General features: G+C 70.0%; 19 protein-coding genes. 15 read left to right on the forward strand and 4 right to left on the reverse strand.

Going from position 1 to position 15,857, the window contains the following annotated elements; all coding sequences use genetic code 11:
* Positions 1–318: 318 nt before the first annotated feature.
* Positions 319–762 carry an Lrp/AsnC family transcriptional regulator gene (locus tag ACWC0C_RS36345; RefSeq protein WP_449200476.1) on the reverse strand — a complete coding sequence of 148 codons (444 nt, stop codon included), beginning with the start codon at positions 760–762 and terminating at the stop codon, positions 319–321.
* Between the two features lie 105 nt (positions 763–867).
* On the opposite strand from ACWC0C_RS36345, the gene ACWC0C_RS36350 reads away from it, so the two are divergent.
* From ACWC0C_RS36350 to ACWC0C_RS36415, 14 genes are all read left to right on the forward strand, one after another.
* Positions 868–1,434 (forward strand): RBBP9/YdeN family alpha/beta hydrolase, encoded by a 567-nt coding sequence (locus tag ACWC0C_RS36350; protein WP_450868536.1) that lies wholly within the window; start codon positions 868–870, stop codon positions 1,432–1,434.
* A 114-nt stretch (positions 1,435–1,548) separates the two neighbouring features.
* Positions 1,549–2,745, forward strand: coding sequence for an NAD(P)/FAD-dependent oxidoreductase (locus tag ACWC0C_RS36355; protein WP_450868537.1), 1,197 nt, complete (start codon positions 1,549–1,551; stop codon positions 2,743–2,745).
* Positions 2,746–2,778: 33 nt separating this feature from the next.
* A complete protein-coding gene (locus ACWC0C_RS36360; RefSeq protein WP_450868539.1) occupies positions 2,779–3,675 on the forward strand; it encodes an RNA polymerase sigma-70 factor in 897 nt (298 codons plus the stop codon).
* Between the two features lie 40 nt (positions 3,676–3,715).
* Positions 3,716–4,165 (forward strand): hypothetical protein, encoded by a 450-nt coding sequence (locus tag ACWC0C_RS36365; RefSeq protein WP_450868540.1) that lies wholly within the window; start codon positions 3,716–3,718, stop codon positions 4,163–4,165.
* Between the two features lie 28 nt (positions 4,166–4,193).
* On the forward strand, positions 4,194–5,150 hold the full coding sequence (locus tag ACWC0C_RS36370) for an alpha/beta fold hydrolase (protein ID WP_450868541.1): 957 nt from the start codon (positions 4,194–4,196) through the stop codon (positions 5,148–5,150).
* 37 nt (positions 5,151–5,187) lie between these two features.
* The gene (locus ACWC0C_RS36375; protein WP_450868542.1) at positions 5,188–5,814 is read left to right on the forward strand and encodes an MBL fold metallo-hydrolase; all 627 of its coding nucleotides are present in this window, start codon (positions 5,188–5,190) and stop codon (positions 5,812–5,814) included.
* Positions 5,815–6,408: 594 nt separating this feature from the next.
* Positions 6,409–6,666 carry a hypothetical protein gene (locus tag ACWC0C_RS36380; protein WP_449200483.1) on the forward strand — a complete coding sequence of 86 codons (258 nt, stop codon included), beginning with the start codon at positions 6,409–6,411 and terminating at the stop codon, positions 6,664–6,666.
* 47 nt (positions 6,667–6,713) lie between these two features.
* Complete coding sequence (locus ACWC0C_RS36385; protein ID WP_449200559.1) at positions 6,714–7,025, forward strand: helix-turn-helix domain-containing protein; 312 nt, start codon at positions 6,714–6,716, stop codon at positions 7,023–7,025.
* Between the two features lie 127 nt (positions 7,026–7,152).
* A complete protein-coding gene (gene uraD / locus ACWC0C_RS36390; protein ID WP_449200484.1) occupies positions 7,153–7,665 on the forward strand; it encodes a 2-oxo-4-hydroxy-4-carboxy-5-ureidoimidazoline decarboxylase in 513 nt (170 codons plus the stop codon).
* A gap of 4 nt (positions 7,666–7,669) precedes the next feature.
* On the forward strand, positions 7,670–8,074 hold the full coding sequence (uraH, locus tag ACWC0C_RS36395; protein WP_449200485.1) for a hydroxyisourate hydrolase: 405 nt from the start codon (positions 7,670–7,672) through the stop codon (positions 8,072–8,074).
* Between the two features lie 4 nt (positions 8,075–8,078).
* Positions 8,079–9,002: a factor-independent urate hydroxylase gene (gene pucL / locus ACWC0C_RS36400; protein ID WP_449200486.1), complete on the forward strand. Its 924-nt coding sequence runs from the start codon at positions 8,079–8,081 to the stop codon at positions 9,000–9,002.
* 129 nt (positions 9,003–9,131) lie between these two features.
* A complete protein-coding gene (locus ACWC0C_RS36405) occupies positions 9,132–10,511 on the forward strand; it encodes an 8-oxoguanine deaminase (protein ID WP_450868543.1) in 1,380 nt (459 codons plus the stop codon).
* A gap of 472 nt (positions 10,512–10,983) precedes the next feature.
* Positions 10,984–12,351, forward strand: a complete 1,368-nt coding sequence (locus ACWC0C_RS36410) for a nucleobase:cation symporter-2 family protein (protein ID WP_449200488.1) — start codon at positions 10,984–10,986, stop codon at positions 12,349–12,351.
* Positions 12,352–12,414: 63 nt separating this feature from the next.
* On the forward strand, positions 12,415–13,041 hold the full coding sequence (locus ACWC0C_RS36415; protein ID WP_449200489.1) for a TMEM175 family protein: 627 nt from the start codon (positions 12,415–12,417) through the stop codon (positions 13,039–13,041).
* Here ACWC0C_RS36415 and ACWC0C_RS36420 read toward each other — a convergent pair.
* Positions 12,995–13,504, reverse strand: a complete 510-nt coding sequence (locus ACWC0C_RS36420; RefSeq protein WP_450868546.1) for an exonuclease — start codon at positions 13,502–13,504, stop codon at positions 12,995–12,997. The genes ACWC0C_RS36415 and ACWC0C_RS36420 overlap by 47 nt on opposite strands.
* Positions 13,505–13,604: 100 nt before the next feature.
* Positions 13,605–14,399, reverse strand: coding sequence for a helix-turn-helix domain-containing protein (locus tag ACWC0C_RS36425; protein ID WP_449200560.1), 795 nt, complete (start codon positions 14,397–14,399; stop codon positions 13,605–13,607).
* 92 nt (positions 14,400–14,491) lie between these two features.
* Between ACWC0C_RS36425 and ACWC0C_RS36430 the strand changes: the two genes are divergently transcribed.
* Complete coding sequence (locus ACWC0C_RS36430; protein WP_450868547.1) at positions 14,492–15,355, forward strand: NAD(P)H-binding protein; 864 nt, start codon at positions 14,492–14,494, stop codon at positions 15,353–15,355.
* A 49-nt stretch (positions 15,356–15,404) separates the two neighbouring features.
* Here the strand turns inward: ACWC0C_RS36430 and ACWC0C_RS36435 are convergent, their stop codons facing one another.
* The gene (locus ACWC0C_RS36435; RefSeq protein ID WP_450868549.1) at positions 15,405–15,827 is read right to left on the reverse strand and encodes an acyl-CoA thioesterase; all 423 of its coding nucleotides are present in this window, start codon (positions 15,825–15,827) and stop codon (positions 15,405–15,407) included.
* Positions 15,828–15,857: the final 30 nt, after the last annotated feature.

A 15,857-nucleotide genomic window follows, 5' to 3' on the forward strand; every position in this document is an offset into this window, starting at 1 on the left:
GGATACAGCCTTCATGGGTCTCACCTCCTCGCGTTCTCTCACGGCTGCCCAGACGGTATCAGCCGGGGTCGGTCGGCCCAACGCATTTATCCGGAGCTCGTGGTACCCATGCCGGCCCGGAAGGGCAGTTCGGCGCGGAAGACGGGCGAGGAGATCCCGGAGCTTGTTCCCCAGCTGTGTGCCCAAGCAGGCAGTGACGTGTCCCCTGTGGATCTCGACCGCAGCATGAGTTCAAGGCGGCAGGGTCAGTTCGGTCGGGCCAGCGCTCGTTCGAGTATCTCTTTGGGCACCGGCTCATCGCTGAACGCCCGCACGGCCCTACGTGGCGTCGGTCAGTGGCTTTCGGGGGTAGGCGCGGAGCACGAGGGATGTGGTGACGGGGCCGTAACGGGCAAGGGCGTCGACAACTTCTTCGAGTCGTCCTGCCTGCGGGCAGTGGACGTCGAAGATGAGGCAGTCTTCCCCGGTGACTCTGAGGGTGGAGGCGATTTCGGGGGTCCGGGAGGCGAAGTCAAGGGCGCGTGAGAGCTGGGCGTGCGTGGTGCGCAGCCGGATGACCGCGTGAATGTTCAGCCCGAGGGCTACCGGGTCGACCACGGCCCGGTAGCCGGTGATGACGCCGTTCTTCTCCAGCCGCTGGATGCGTGCGCTGGCCGCGGGTTGCGAGAGTCCGACGCGGCGCCCTATCTCCGCGCCGGTCAGCCGGCCGTCGGTCTGGAGCAGGGCGAGGATGTCCCGGTCTATCCGGTCGAGTGATTCCATTGTCGTCCGCACCATTTTCTTTGAGATCACTTGCGCCACTGCCACCGCCCTGATGCGTCCAACAGAATCTGCGCCAGGTGCTCCCGTGATCGTAGGGAGCGACGAGTGAAGTGGGGGTGGACAGTGGCCGCGTACGTCATCGTCCCGGGCATCGACGGCTCGGACGGACAGCACTGGCAGACCTTGTGGGAGCGACAGTGGGGCACCTCGGCGGTGAGGATCTCCCCTTCCTCGTGGTCCGCCCCCGACCTGGATGTCTGGGTCGACGCCGTCCAGGAGGCGTACGACGACGCTTACCGGCAGGACAGCCATGTCGTGCTGGTAGCCCACAGCCTGGGCTGCTGGGCGGCGTCCACCTGGCTGACCAAGAACCCATCGAGTCCGACAGGCGGCGCGTTCCTGGTCGCGCCGCCCGACCCGCACGGGCCGGCGTTCCCACGCCAGGCGGCCGTGACGTTCACCGAGGTGTCGGCACGACCACTGCCGTGCCCGGCCCTGGTGGTGGGCAGCGCCGACGACCCGTACTGCACCCCCGAGGCAGCCGCCGGCTTCGCGGCGCGGTGGGAGGCGCGATGGCACCTCGCGGGCGCCTGCGGACACCTCAACTCCGCCAGCGGCCTCGGCTCGTGGCAGTACGGCCGTGAACTCCTGGACTCGCTGACCGAGCAGTGATCAACCACTTCGTTGGCACGGTCACCGTGGAGTGATCTGTCTCACGCGCTGTCACAACCGTCGAGCGCGCGGTGTCTTGAGGGCGCACGCCCGGAGACGAACGAAGGAGACACCATGACTGAGCACAGCAATGTGACCGTGATCGGTGGCGGGTACGCCGGCGTCATGGCGGCCAACCGCCTGACACAGCGCGACGATGTGACGGTGACCCTGATCAACCCGCGCCCGGATTTCGTCGCACGGCTCCGCCTGCACCAGCGGGTGGCCGGGACCCACGACGCGGTCGTCAACTACCAGGACATCCTGGGCAAGGGCATCCGGCTGGTCGTCGACACCGTGACACGGATCAACGCTTCCGGGCGCCGCGTGACCTTGGCGAGCGGCGGCAGCGTCGGCTACGACTACCTGGTCTACGCCGTGGGCAGTGGCAGCGCCGATGCGCGCGTGCCCGGAGCAGCCGAGTTCGCCTACCCGATCGCCACCCTGGAGGAGGCGCAGCGGCTGCGGCCGGTTCTCGACGCCGCGCCCGCCACGGCCGTAGTGACCGTCGTCGGAGCCGGTCCCAGCGGCATCGAGACCGCCGCCGAGCCGGCGGAGCGGGGCCGCCGGGTGATCCTGGTCTGCGGAGGTCCGCTCGGCCCGTACCTGCACCCTCGGGCGCGACGCGCGGTTGCCGAGCGGCTGGCCAAGCTCGGTGTGACCGTGCTCGACGGCCCGGACACGAAGGTGACGGCCGTGACCCGCGATGCCGTGCGGCTCAGCGATGGCCGCGAGCTTCCGAGCGACATCACCATCTGGACCGTCGGATTCGGCGTGCCGGACCTGGCCGCGCGCAGCGGGCTGAGCACCGACGCCCTGGGACGACTGCTCACGGACGAGACGTTGACCAGCGTCGACGACGAGCGCATCGTCGCGGCCGGGGACTCATCGGCGCCATCCGACCTGCCGTTCCGGATGAGCGCCTATGGCGCGGGGTGTCTGGGCGCACACGCCGCCGACACGGTGCTCGACCGGATCGCGGACAAGCGACCGGCACCCATCGACCTGTCGTTCCCCGCCATGTGCATCAGCCTGGGCCGTCGCGCCGGTGTCTTCCAGCTCGCCAACAAGGACGACATCGCGATGAAGCTCTACATCGGCGGCCGCCCCGGCACGAAGCTCAAGGAGGTCTCCTGCACGTTCAGCGTCAAGCATCTGGCGGTCGAGGCACGCAAGCCCCGTTCGCACCACTGGCCCAAGGGCGACAAGCGTCGGCAACTGCTGCATGCCAGGCGCGCCGTGGCGCCGACCACGGCCGAACGGACAGCCTAGGCGGCCGGCGGCCACGCAGGAGGGGATCGATACATGAGTAGCCACGCCACTGACCCGGCGACCGAGGCCTTCGTCGCCCACCGCAACCTGCTCTTCACCGTCGCGTACGAGATGCTCGGATCGGCGGCCGACGCCGAAGACGTCCTCCAGGAAACCTGGCTGCGCTGGGTCGACGTCGACCTGGCGCGGGTAGGCGACCAGCGCGCTTATCTGGTCCGGATCACGACCCGGCAGTCCCTCAACCGGCTGCGGAGCATGACGCGCCGCAAGGAGGCGTATGTCGGCTCCTGGCTGCCCGAGCCGATCCTCACCGCGCCGGACGTGGCCGAGGATGTCGAACTCGCCGAGAGCGTGTCGATGGCGCTCATGCTCGTCCTCGAAACACTGTCGCCGACCGAACGTGCCGTCTTCGTACTGCGCGACGTCTTCGACGTCGACTATGACGAGATCGCGGCCGCCGTCGACAAGAGCCCCGCGGCCGTCCGCCAGATCGCCCACCGTGCCCGCCGGCACGTCGACGCCCGCCGCCCCCGCAAGGTGGTCTCCCCGAGCGAGACCCGGGCAGCCCTGGAGTCGTTCCGGCGCGCGCTCGAAAGCGGAGATCTGCAGGGCGTCCTTGACGTGCTCGCCCCCGAGATCGTCTTGATGGCCGACGGCGGCGGAGTCAAGCAGGCCGCGCTGCGGCCGGTCATCGGCGCCGACAAGGTGGCCCGCTACATCCTCGGCGGCACCGGCAAGCGCGGGGGAGGGATCACCACCGAGCCCGCCGTGGCCAACGGCAACCCGGCACTCGTCGTCCGCTTCAACGGCGAGATCGACGGTGTCATGGCGGTCCGCGTCGAGGACGCCCACATCATCGGCCTCTACTACGTCCGCAACCCGGAGAAGCTGACCCGCGTCGACTCCGAGACCCCGCTCACCCTGCGATGATCACCGGTGCCCCTTCGAACCAGACATCGTGGAGGTTCTGATGCAGATCACCTCGTTGCCGCATCTGGATGAGCACACGACGGACATTGCGGCGGGAGCCGATGATGTCTGGCGCAGCCTTGCCGCAGAGCTGGACCGGTCCTTCTCTCATCCTCGGGCGGCGGGTTACGCGAGACTGGTCGGAGCGGCTGAATGCACGACATCCGGGCCGCGGCCGCTCGCCGCAGGTTCGACGTTTCCCGGTTTCCGGGTCGTCGCCGCCCTCCCTGGACGGGAGTTGGTACTCCAGGGCCGCCATCGCTTTTCCTCATACGCCCTGATCTTCCGGCTCGATGCCGACGGCCCGGGCCGATCACGGCTGCGCGCCGAAAGCCGAGCCACCTTCCCCGGCCTGGCCGGCGGCGTCTACCGATGCCTCGTCATGGGAACCGGTGCCCACGTGGTCGGCATGCGGCGACTGCTTTCGGCAATCCGTCGCCGATGCGAGTAGGCAAACCCCGACCAAGGAGTAACACCCGATGAGCCTGCGCTCCGGATTCGCACTCGCGGGTACGGCGATCGCCCTGCCCGTCCTGCTGAACCGCCACCGCGGCGAGACGATCCCCATGGACGCCCGCGCCAGGCGGGATGCGCCCGGATCCTTCGTCCGCCTCCGCCGTGGCACGACACACGTCATGGTGGACGGCCCCGAATCAGGAGAGCCGGTCCTGTTCGTCCACGGGGCGACCCTGTCGCTGTGGGTGTGGGACGGACTGTTCGAGCGGCTGGCCCGGGCCGGGTACCGGACCATCCGTTTCGACCGGTACGGCACCGGCTTCAGCGACCGTCCCGACATCGACCACGACCAGGCACTGTTCGAGGAACAGATGACCGACCTGCTGGAGGCGCTCGGCGTCGACCGCCCGGTGACGCTCGTCGCGCTGGCGTTCGGCGGCCCGATCGCGGCCGAGTTCGCCGTGCACCATCCCGAGCGGGTCGCCGGGGTGTGCCTGGTCTCTCCCGACGGGTTCGCGACCCCGCTCAACCTCGGACTGCGCCTGTCCCTGCTGCCCGGGATCGGTGGGCCGTTCTTCCGGCTGACCGGAAACCGGGCGTTGAAGTCCCGCCTGCCCGGCTACTCCCGCGACCCGCGCGTGGTCGCCCGCGTCCAGGCGCGTCTGCTGCCGGAACTGCGCTACCGGGGCTTCAAGCGCAGCCTGCTCTCCGCGCTCCGCAACGTCCCGGTCCACGGCGCCGAATACCTGTACCGGTTCCTGGACACGCGCGACATTCCCGTCCAGGTGGTGTGGGGGCGCCGGGACCCCATCACCCCGATGCCGCCGGACGAGGTCCTGCGCACCGTCTTCTCCCACGCCGACCTGCGCGTGCTAGACGGCGTGGGACACCTGCCGCACTACGAGCGCCCCGACGAGACCGCCGCGATCATCCTGGACTTCCTGCACAAGGCGGTCGCGGACCGCCATACCGCGCCCTGAACCGGGTCATAGCCACGGCACGGAACGCGACCTCGTCGTGGACGCGGGCCTGGGCGTCGCGGGCCTGCGCCGGCACATCCCCGGCATGTTCGAGCGGGACCCGCTGGTCGTCCTCACCCACGCACACCTCGACCACGTCGGCGGAGCGCACGAGTTCCGCGAACGCGCGGCCCACAAAACCGCCGCGGAGGCCCTTGCACAGGGCGTACCCGCCAGCCTGTACGGCCCCGAGCTCTACAAGGAACTCGGCATGGATCCGACCGGAGAAGACCTCCCCGGCCTGCTGATCGACGCGCTGCCCCACACCGGCTACGACCCTCGCACCTACCGCGTGGAGCCGCTCACGGTGCACCGCCCCCTCCAGGACGGGGACGTGATCGACCTGGGCGGTCGCTCACTGACCGTCCTGCACCTTCCCGGACACACACCCGGCTGCATCGCCCTCCTCGAAGAGGACACCGGGGCACTGTTCACCGGCGACGTCATCTACAACGGCCACCTCATCGACGACCTCCCCGAATCCGACCCGCCGACCTACCGGCGCAGCCTGGCACTCCTGGCCGACCTGGACATATCCATCGCCCACCCGGGCCACGGCCGCAGCTTCGACGGACACCGCCTGCGGGAAGTGGCACACAACTACCTGAGCGCGCCCCACGGGTAGGCCCGCCGCGGTGCCGGGCTTTGTCGGACGAGCGACGCCGAACGGGGTGTCTCCGTGACCGAGGCGACCATGGAGTACAGCACCAGCGCTGATCCGCGGGCCGACAGCAGCGACCTGCTCGGTCCCCTGGGCCCCAGGAGAGGAAGGTAGCGCGCAGGCCATGGTGCCTGCCGGACGCCCGACGCCAACCGGCTGGTGTTCTCCGCGATGGACCGGGGGATGGTCGTGCGGACGTCGCCGTCCGTGAACGGCGCCGACGCGTCCACCATCCCGGTAGGAACCCTTTGCGTTTTGATCTGCTGGGCCACCGGGGACGCGCGGTCGAGGCGCGCAGCCCCGCGAGGACCAGGTCGAGGTGGCGCAGGTGCGGTGTCGGTGCGGCGGCGGATCTCCTTGTTGAGCCCGGAGGTGTGCGCTGGTCGGTTAGGGTCGCCTCGTGACGGGCGAACCGGCTCCGTCGCCGTGAAATTGATCGGCCTGCGGTGCATCGTGGCTGTGCAGCAGCCGGTGATGCGTCCCCGTTGTGCCCTGATGTGCCCTCGCGCTGGGTGATCTGGGTAAAAGCGCAGGTCAGAGAGGTGTTGTGGGGGCACAATGCGATTGAGAGTGGAGTTCACCACCGAACCCTTCGATCTCGACGAGGCGCCCGCGCACGCGCTGGTCGCCCGCGAGGTCATCGAGGCGGCGAAACTGGACGCGGTCGACGTCGGTCCGTTCGGCAACACCGCGGAGGGCGGTGCCGACGCGGTTCTCACGGCCGTGGACGCGCTGCTGCGCCAGTCCCTGCAGGCCGGCGCCACCCGGGTCTCGCTCCAGGTCAATGTGATCGAGGACGGGGAGGACGACCGGTGACCGGGGACGAGCCGTTCATCGCGGCCGTGAAACCGCTGGTCGATGCCATGGGCGGGGAGATGATCCCGACGGACGAGGCCGGCCCCGAGGACGTCGTCCTCGCCTGGGAGGGCGTCGACGTCGTCGCCGTACGCCTGCCCCAGCTCGCCGACTCCCTCGATCACATCCTGGCCGCCATGGAGCGCCGTCAGGGCCGGCCGCTGGCCGATCTGGACCGCAAGGCCAAGCAGGAGGTCGTACGGATACTGGAGGCGCGCGGCGCCTTCGCCGTGCGGCACGGCGTGGAGACCGTGGCGAGCGCACTCGGGGTGAGCCGCTTCACCGTCTACAACTACCTGAACCGGGAGAAGGGGGCCTGAGCCCGGCGATCCGGGATCCGTCGAGTTACCCGGAATTTTCAACAAAGTGTTGACGCCGTGTTTCGGAGAGCGTTAGCTGTTCGCAGCCCGTTCAGCACGAAGGCCGAAACCGGCCACGGAGGCTCCCGTGACTTCGACTTCCACGCCCCCGGGCCTGGCCCGGTTCAACGACCTGGAGGAGAGCGCGGCCCGCGCCGCCCTCCACGAGGCGTGTGCCTCCACCGAGTGGGCCCGGCGACTGCTCACCACCCGCCCCTACGCCACCCCCGACGAGCTCTACGCCGCCAGTGACGCCGCCATGGCCGAGCTGAGCACCGCGGATCTCGAGGAGGCGATGGCGGGGCACCCGCCGATCGGGCGCCCCAAGCCCGGCGACCCGACCTCCGCGCGGGAGCAGGCCGGCATGGCCGGCGCCGCCGACGAACTCAAGGCCGAGATGCTCGAGCTCAACCTGGCCTACCAGGAGAAGTTCGGCCATGTGTTCCTGATCTGCGCCACCGGCCGGACCGGTGAGCAGATGCGGGACGCGGTCAAGGAGCGGATCGGGAACGCGCCGGAGCAGGAGCGGGAGATCGTCCGCACCGAGCTGGGCAAGATCAACCGCATCCGACTGGCCCGACTCGTCGAAGAGGACGCCTGACACCATGAGCACCAGCACCACCGCCTCCGTGTCCACACACATCCTGGACACCTCGATCGGCCGCCCCGCCGAGGGCGTCGCCATCCAGCTCAGCGCCCGTAGCGGCCGTGCAGCGGACTGGCAGGCGCTCGGCGGCTCCGCGACCGACGCCGACGGCCGGTGCAAGGACCTTCCGGACCTGCCGGAAGGCACCACACACGTACGGCTCGACTTCGCGGTCGAGGCGTATTTCTTGCAGTTCGAGAACAAGCAAGCCGATGCGCAGCAGGACGCCCCCGCGAATCGGGACAGCGGACCTGGCGTGTTCTTCCCGGAGGTGGCGATCACGTTCGCCGTCGTACCGGGCGAGCACTACCACGTGCCGCTGCTGCTCAACCCGTTCGGCTACTCCGTTTACCGAGGGAGCTAGCTAAATGCCCACCATCCTGGGACAGAACCAGTACGGCAAGGCCGAGAACCGAGTCGTAAAGATCACGCGGGACGGCGCCACCCACCACATCAAGGACCTCAACGTATCCGTGGCGCTGAGCGGCGACATGGAAGAGGTCCACTACTCCGGCTCCAACGCCAACTGCCTGCCGACCGACACCACCAAGAACACGGTGTACGCGTTCGCCAAGGAGTACGGCATCGAGTCCGCCGAGCAGTTCGGCATCCACCTCGCCCGCCACTTCGTCACCTCGCAGGAGCCGATCCACCGCGCCCGGATCCGGATCGAGGAGTACGCCTGGGAGCGGATCGAGACCTCCGACGCCAACTCCAAGTTCATCGGCGCCGACGAGGTCAAGCACTCCTTCGTCCGCAAGGGCCAGGAGACCCGGCTGACCCAGATCACCTACGACGGTGAGAAGTGGGAGGTCGTCTCCGGTCTGAAGGACCTGGTCGTGATGAACTCGACGAACTCCGAGTTCTGGGGCTACGTCAAGGACAAGTACACGACCCTCCAGGAGGCGTACGACCGCATCCTGGCCACCCAGGTCTCCGGCCGCTGGCGGTTCAACTGGACCGACGACGAGCAGAAGATGCCCAACTGGGAGAAGTCCTACGAGCAGGTCAAGAAGCACATGCTCCAGGCCTTCGCCGAGACGTACTCCCTCTCCCTGCAGCAGACGCTGTACCAGATGGGTGCGCGCATCATCAACAACCGCAGCGAGATCGACGAGGTCCGCTTCTCGCTGCCGAACAAGCACCACTTCCTGGTCGACCTGGAGCCCTTCGGGCTCAAGAACGACAACGAGGTCTACTACGCCGCCGACCGGCCCTACGGCCTGATCGAGGCGACCATCCTCCGGGACGGCTGTGAGCCGAAGATCCCGGTGGACATGACCAACCTCTGACCCACCCTCCTTTTCGGCACCCGTGACCGGGGAACGCGCCTCTTCGGCCTCCCCGGTCACGGCACTCAAAGCTCCTAGGGTCCTGCCGTGCCCTCCCGCTTCAGTCCACTGAGTCGAAAAGGACGAATCATGGCAGCAGACCAGCGCATCGTCATCGAGAACTGTTCGATCGCGACCGTCGACGCCGACGACACCGAGTACGCCTCCGGGTACCTGGTCATCGCCGGCAACCGCATCGAGGCGGTCGGCGCAGGCAAGCCCCCCGAGGGCCTGGAGAACGTCGTACGCCGTATCGACGCCACCGGGCATCTCGTGACCCCCGGCCTGGTCAACACCCACCACCACTTCTACCAGTGGATCACCCGGGGCCTGGCCACCGACCACAACCTGTTCGACTGGCTCGTCGCGCTCTACCCCACCTGGGCGCGCATCGACGAGCAGATGACCTACGCGGCCGCGCAGGGGTCCCTCGCCATGATGGCCCGCGGCGGTGTCACCACCGCCATGGACCACCACTACGTCTTCCCGCACGGCACCGGCGACCTGTCCGGCTCGATCATCCGGGCCGCCGCCGAGATGGGGGTCCGCTTCACGCTGGCCCGCGGCTCGATGGACCGCAGCGAGAAGGACGGCGGGCTGCCGCCGGACTTCGCCGTCGAGACGCTGGAGGGCGCGCTCGCGGCGACCGAGGCGACCGTCAAGCAGCACCACGACGCCTCCTTCGACGCCATGACCCAGGTGGCCGTCGCGCCCTGCTCGCCGTTCTCCGTCTCCACCGAACTCCTCAGGCAGGGCGCCGAGCTGGCCCGCCGCCTCGGCGTGCGCCTGCACACCCACGGCTCGGAGACGGTCGAGGAGGAGAAGTTCTGCCACGAGCTGTTCGGCATGGGCCCGACGGACTACTTCGAGTCCACCGGCTGGCTCGGCGAGGACGTGTGGATGGCGCACTGCGTCCACATGAACGACTCCGACATCGCCGCCTTCGCCCGCACGAAGACCGGCGTCGCCCACTGTCCCTCGTCCAACGCCCGTCTGGCGGCGGGTATCGCGAGGGTCCCCGACATGCTGGCCTCCGGCGTCCCGGTCGGCCTCGGCGTCGACGGCACCGCGTCCAACGAGTCCGGCGAACTGCACACGGAACTGCGCAACGCCCTGCTGATCAACCGTCTCGGCGCCCACCGCGAGGCCGCGCTCAACGCCCGTCAGGCGCTGCGGCTCGGCACCTACGGCGGCGCCCAGGTCCTCGGCCGGGCGGAGCAGATCGGCTCGCTGGAGCCCGGCAAGCTCGCCGACGTCGTGCTGTGGAAGATGGACACCCTCGCGCACGCCTCCATCGCCGACCCGGTGACCGCGCTGGTCTTCGGCGCGGCGGCCCCGGTCACCGCGTCCTTCGTCAACGGCCGGCAGATCGTCGACAACGGCCGCCTGACCGCCGTCGACGAGGACGCCATCGCCCGCTCCACCCGCGAGGAGGCCCAGCGCCTCACCCGGATCATGGCCCAGGCCTGATCCCCACCGACACGTCGGGGGCCGACTGGCCCGCCGACAAACGTGGCGGTCGCCCCGTACAGGCGGCCCGCCACAGAACTCGGCGGACCGGCCCAACGACCGGTCTGCCGGAGGCAGGTTGCCCCGTGTGGGCGGCTTGCTGGAGGACTTGGCAGGTTGCCCTGTGTGGGCGGCTTGCCGGAAGACGCGGCGGGCGCTCCGTGCGGGCGTTCGTCGAAGGTCTCGGCGGATCGGATCATGCGGCCGGTCTGCCGGAACGCTCCGGCTGGGAGGGACGGCTCCCGGCCGGGGTCCGTGGACCCGAGCGGGGTCCACGGCAGCCGCTCCGGGGCGCGTGCGGACGTACGCGCCCCGGAACGGTCACCCTCGACCCGCTCGATCGCCACCCCCGTCCCGGTCCCGCACGACCACACGCACCACCTCCATGAAACCCACGTCATCGACGACGTGTTAGCCGCTCGGAGGAGCCGCCGTGGCCGCCCATCCTGTTGACGAGAAACTCCCCGCCCTCAAAATGGCGACCAGCGGCCTGCAGCATGTGGCCGCCATGTACGCGGGAGTCGTCGCCCCACCCCTGATCGTCGGCGCGGCCATAGGCCTGTCCGGCAAAGACCTCACCTTCCTCACCGGAGCCTGTCTGTTCACCGCCGGGCTCGCGACCTTCCTGCAGACCCTCGGCTTCTGGAAGATCGGCGCCCGGCTGCCCTTCGTCAACGGCGTCACCTTCGCCGGTGTCGCCCCCATGACGGCGATCGTCGCCTCCGCCAAGGACAAGTCCGACGCCCTGCCGATGATCTTCGGCGCGGTCATCGTCGCCGGCCTCCTCGGCTTCCTCGCCGCCCCCTTCTTCAGCAAGGCCGTCCGCTTCTTCCCGCCCGTCGTCACCGGCTCGGTCATCACCCTGATCGGTGTCTCCCTGCTCCCGGTCGCCTTCGGCTGGGCCCAGGGCCCGAACCCCGCCGCACACGACTACGGCTCGACGACCAACCTCACCCTGGCCGGCACCACCCTCCTCATCGTCCTGCTGCTGCGCCGCTTCACCCGCGGCTTCGTCAAGCAGATCGCGGTCCTGCTCGGCCTGATCATCGGCACACTCATCGCGATACCCTTCGGCGGCACGGACTTCAGCCCCGTCGCCCACGCCGACGTCGTCGGCTTCCCGGTCCCCTTCCACTTCGGCGCCCCGACCTTCCACATCGCGGCGATCCTGTCGATGTGCGTGGTGATGGTCGTCTCCATGACGGAGTCCACCGCCGACATGCTGGCGCTCGGCGAGATCGTCGAACGCCCCGCGGACGAGAAGACCATCGCGGCCGGCCTGCGCGCCGACACCCTCGGCTCCGCCCTCAGCCCGCTGTTCAACGGCTTCATGTGCAGCGCCTTCGCCCAGAACATCGGCCTGGTCGCCATGACGAGGATCCGCAGCCGCTTCGTCGTCGCCGTGGGCGGCGGCTTCCTGGTCCTGATGGGCCTGTGCCCGATGGCCGCCTCGCTCATCGCGGCCGTCCCCCGCCCGGTCCTCGGCGGCGCCGGCGTCGTCCTGTTCGGCTCGGTCGCCGCGAGCGGCATCCAGACCCTGGTCCGGGCCGGGCTGGAGAAGGACAACAACGTCCTGATCGTCGCCGTCTCCCTCGCGGTCGGCATCATCCCGATCACCGCGCCGGGCTTCTACCACGCCTTCCCCGAGACCGCGAAGATCGTCCTGGACTCCGGCATCTCCACCGGCTGCGTCACCGCCGTCGTGCTCAACCTCGTCTTCAACCACCTCGGCAAGGGCAAGGAAGCCGAGGACGTGACCCACCCCATGGAGGCGGGGCAGGAACTCACGGCCGCGCACTGAGAACCGGCGCGGGGTACGGCGGCGGCCGTACCCCGCGCCGCCGTATGCGGCAGTCTTGGGCCCATGCCCATGAACGAGTCCGGCCGTGTCGAGGCCTTCAGCGACGGCGTGTTCGCCATCGCCATCACTTTGCTCATCCTGGACATCAAGGTGCCGAAGGCGGGCGAGCACGGCGGCCTGTGGCAGTCGATCGGCGCGCAGTGGCCGTCGTACGCCGCCTATGTGGTGAGCTTCCTGGTCATCGGCATCATGTGGGTGAACCACCACCAGGTGTTCAGTTACGTCGCCCGGGTCGACCGGACGCTGATGTTCCTGAACCTGCTGGTGCTGATGGTCGTGGCCGCCGTGCCCTGGCCGACCGCCATGCTCGCCGAGTACCTGCGCGAGGACACCGCCTCGCACGCGGCGGCCGCGGTCTACAGCCTGGTCATGGTCGCCATGGCCCTCGCCTTCCAGGCCCTGTGGTGGCATCTCACCCGCACCGGCCACCTCTTCGACACGCGCGTGGACACCGCGGCGGCCCGGGCGACCCGCGCCCGCTTCGCCCTGGGCTCCCTCGGCTACCCCCTGACGGTGGGCCTCGCCTTCGTCTCCGCTCCCCTGACCCTGGCCGCACACGGACTGCTCGCCCTCTACTACGGCTTCAATCAGGTAGCGGTACCGCTCCGCCGGGACCCGGCCACGCCATGAGGTTGGCCAGCAGCTCCGCCTGCTCGATCGCGTCGTCCAGGGCGTGGTGGGTGTGCCGGCGCCGGGAGAGGAGAGGGCGCGGCATCGTGCCCTTGGCCACCGCCCGCAGCGGCAGCCCGGCCTCCGGATAGCCGCACATCACCGGCTGGGCGCCCGTGCTCACCTCGCGCACCCACGCGCTGAACTCGGCGAGTGCGACGGCCGGTTCGGCGCCTCGCACCACCAGCCGGTCCCGGTCCAGGCCGCTCACCGCCAGGGCCTCGGGGACGAAGTCGTCGGAGATCGGCCGCAGTTCGCGGTAGAAGGTCAGCTGTTCGGGGTCCGCCGGGGTGAAACCGCCGGCGTCCTGCGTGCCGGCCACGGCAGCGCCGATGCTCAGCATGGAGTACGGCCCCGGGATCGGCCCGTCGGCCTCGATGTCGACGGAGATACAGCGGCTGGGTTTGACGCGTCGTGCGGACATGGCCCCGCAGCATGACAGCCACCGGCTGGGCCGCGCATCCGAATTCGGGCGCCCATCCGGCATTCAGGTGCGCATCGGCATTCGGGCGCGCATCCGGCGTTCAGGCGCGCGCGCCGCCCGCCTGGCATGGGGTGAGCGCGGGCAGCCGGCCGGTGAGGTACGACCGGGGCGGGACCCCCATCAGGGCGCGGAAGTCGGACGTCATGTGCGACTGGTCGAAGTACCCGGTGGCGGCGGCCAGTTCGGCCCAGCGGGCGCTCCCCGCCCGGGTGACGAGCGTACGCACGCGGTCGATACGGGCGTAGTGCTTCGGGGAGACACCGACGCCGTCGGTGAACAGGTTGCGCAACTGGCGTTCGCTCACGGCCAGTTCCCGGGCCACGTCCCGGACCTGGGCGGGCGCCCGGTCCTCCCGTACCGACAACGCCTCCACACCCGCCCGCAGCAGCGCCGTGCGGGCCGGATCCACGGCGTCGGAGAGCAGCCCGGGCAGCAGCTCGGCGAGGTGCGGCACCGCCTCCCGTGGATCCAGCCACCGCACCTCACGCGCGAACCGGCGTGCCGCACCGCCCGGCAACCCGTCCAGCGGCACCACCCGGCCGACCAGCCCGGCGGCCGGAACACCCAGCAACGCCCGGGCCGTACCCGGCGCGAGGCGCAGCTCCACACACGAGATATGGCCCTTGCCCTCGTGGTAGGTGGCCCGCACTCGTGGCCCGACGGCCAGCACGTCCCGCCGCCCGTCCGCCGCCACCCGCAGCACCACCTTGGTCACCGCGTCGGGCAGCTGGACGAACGTCCCCTCGGCCGGCTCGGTGAAGGTCAGGGCCCGCACCCCGGCGATCCAGGGACGCAGGGCCTCGGGTGCGGTCGGCAGCAGCTCGGCGGTGGTCATCGGCACCCTTCCACCGTAAACGCCCGGCACCGCCGTCCGGGCGGCCGGCCGTGCCGGAATTTCCAAGAGACCGGCACCTCCGGCAGCCCATCGTGGACCTCATGATTCTGGTGACGGGTGCCACGGGCACCATCGGGAGTGACGTAGTACGACAGCTGGCCGGGCGCGGTGCGAAGGTGCGCGCCCTCACCCGCGACCCGGCGAAGGCGCGGGTGCCCGCCGGGGTGGAGGCGGTGCGCGGGGACTACCGCGACCCGGCGTCCCTGGAGGTCGCGGTGGCGGGTGCGAGTGCCGTCTTCCTGCTCCGCCCGCCCGGCCCCGACGAGGGACAGGACGCGGCGCTGGTCGCCGCGGCCCGGGCCGCGGGCGTGGGCCGGCTGGTGAAGCTCTCCGCCATCGGCACCGGCGACACCGCTACCGGCTCCTCCGGGCTCTGGCACCTGGAGGGCGAGCGGGCCGTACGGGACAGCGGGGCCGCGTGGACGGTGCTGAGGCCGTCGTCGTTCGCCTCCAACACGCTGACCTGGGTCCAGGCACTCCGGGCGGGCGAACCGGTGCCCAACATGACCGGGGACGGCGCGTCGGGTGTGATCGATCCGCGCGACATAGCCGAGGTGGCGGTGCGGGCCCTGCTCGACGACGGGCACGCGGGGCGGACGTACACCCTGACCGGGCCGGAGGCCATCAGCGTCCCCGGCCAGACCGCCGTGCTCGCCGGCGTCCTGGGCAGCCCGGTCCCGGTCCGGAACCTGTCGCCGGACGAGACCCGCGCGTTTCTGCGCACCGCCTGGGGCTTCGACGGGGACCGGGCGGAGGGCATCCTGGCCGGCGTCGCGTTCGTCCGTGACGGAGGCAACGCGGTGGTCACCGAGGACGTACCCGAGGTGCTGGGCCGGTCGGCCCGGTCGTTCCGCGAGTGGGCCGAGGACAACAAGAAGAGTTTCGAGGGGAGTTGAGGAGCGGACCGGCTCCGGGCAGGAGTGGTGAGGGCGTCGGCCTGCGGCGCTACAGGCCGAACAGGGCGAGGTCCGTGGTGAGTTCCTCGAACACCTCTCGCGGATCGGTGACCAGCTTGCGCTCGTTGAGATTCAGCAGGCCCCCGACCGCGCTGATCTCGGCCGCCACTGTGCCATCGGCCTTGCGTATCTCCTGCAGGATCCGGAACGTCTTGCCGCCGCTCCACTCGAACTCACAGGTCACATCGACCTCGTCGCCCGCGAGCAGTTCGCGTCGGTAGCGGATCGTCGTCTCCAGCGCGACCGGCCCCACGCCCCGGCCGACAAGCCGCGCCTGGCTGATCCCCGCTGTCTGGAGCAGCGTCCAGCGGGCGTGCTCCGCGTAGTTGAGGTACACCGCCTGGTTGAGGTGGCCCTGGACGTCGGTCTCATAGCCGCGGACGGTCACACGGACGGAAAACGGTTCGCTCACTGGTCGCCCTTCTCGCATTCGAATCGCCGA

This window comes from Streptomyces sp. NPDC001709, assembly GCF_053596375.1.

Coding starts and splice junctions, on each gene's coding strand:
- ACWC0C_RS36345 (WP_449200476.1), bottom strand. CDS start 762: ATGGAATCACTCGACCGGATAGACCGGGACATCCTCGCCCTGCTCCAG.
- ACWC0C_RS36355 (WP_450868537.1), top strand. CDS start 1,549: ATGACTGAGCACAGCAATGTGACCGTGATCGGTGGCGGGTACGCCGGC.
- ACWC0C_RS36360 (WP_450868539.1), top strand. CDS start 2,779: ATGAGTAGCCACGCCACTGACCCGGCGACCGAGGCCTTCGTCGCCCAC.
- ACWC0C_RS36365 (WP_450868540.1), top strand. CDS start 3,716: ATGCAGATCACCTCGTTGCCGCATCTGGATGAGCACACGACGGACATT.
- ACWC0C_RS36370 (WP_450868541.1), top strand. CDS start 4,194: ATGAGCCTGCGCTCCGGATTCGCACTCGCGGGTACGGCGATCGCCCTG.
- ACWC0C_RS36380 (WP_449200483.1), top strand. CDS start 6,409: ATGCGATTGAGAGTGGAGTTCACCACCGAACCCTTCGATCTCGACGAG.
- ACWC0C_RS36385 (WP_449200559.1), top strand. CDS start 6,714: ATGGGCGGGGAGATGATCCCGACGGACGAGGCCGGCCCCGAGGACGTC.
- uraH (WP_449200485.1), top strand. CDS start 7,670: ATGAGCACCAGCACCACCGCCTCCGTGTCCACACACATCCTGGACACC.
- pucL (WP_449200486.1), top strand. CDS start 8,079: ATGCCCACCATCCTGGGACAGAACCAGTACGGCAAGGCCGAGAACCGA.
- ACWC0C_RS36405 (WP_450868543.1), top strand. CDS start 9,132: ATGGCAGCAGACCAGCGCATCGTCATCGAGAACTGTTCGATCGCGACC.
- ACWC0C_RS36415 (WP_449200489.1), top strand. CDS start 12,415: ATGCCCATGAACGAGTCCGGCCGTGTCGAGGCCTTCAGCGACGGCGTG.
- ACWC0C_RS36420 (WP_450868546.1), bottom strand. CDS start 13,504: ATGTCCGCACGACGCGTCAAACCCAGCCGCTGTATCTCCGTCGACATC.
- ACWC0C_RS36425 (WP_449200560.1), bottom strand. CDS start 14,399: ATGACCACCGCCGAGCTGCTGCCGACCGCACCCGAGGCCCTGCGTCCC.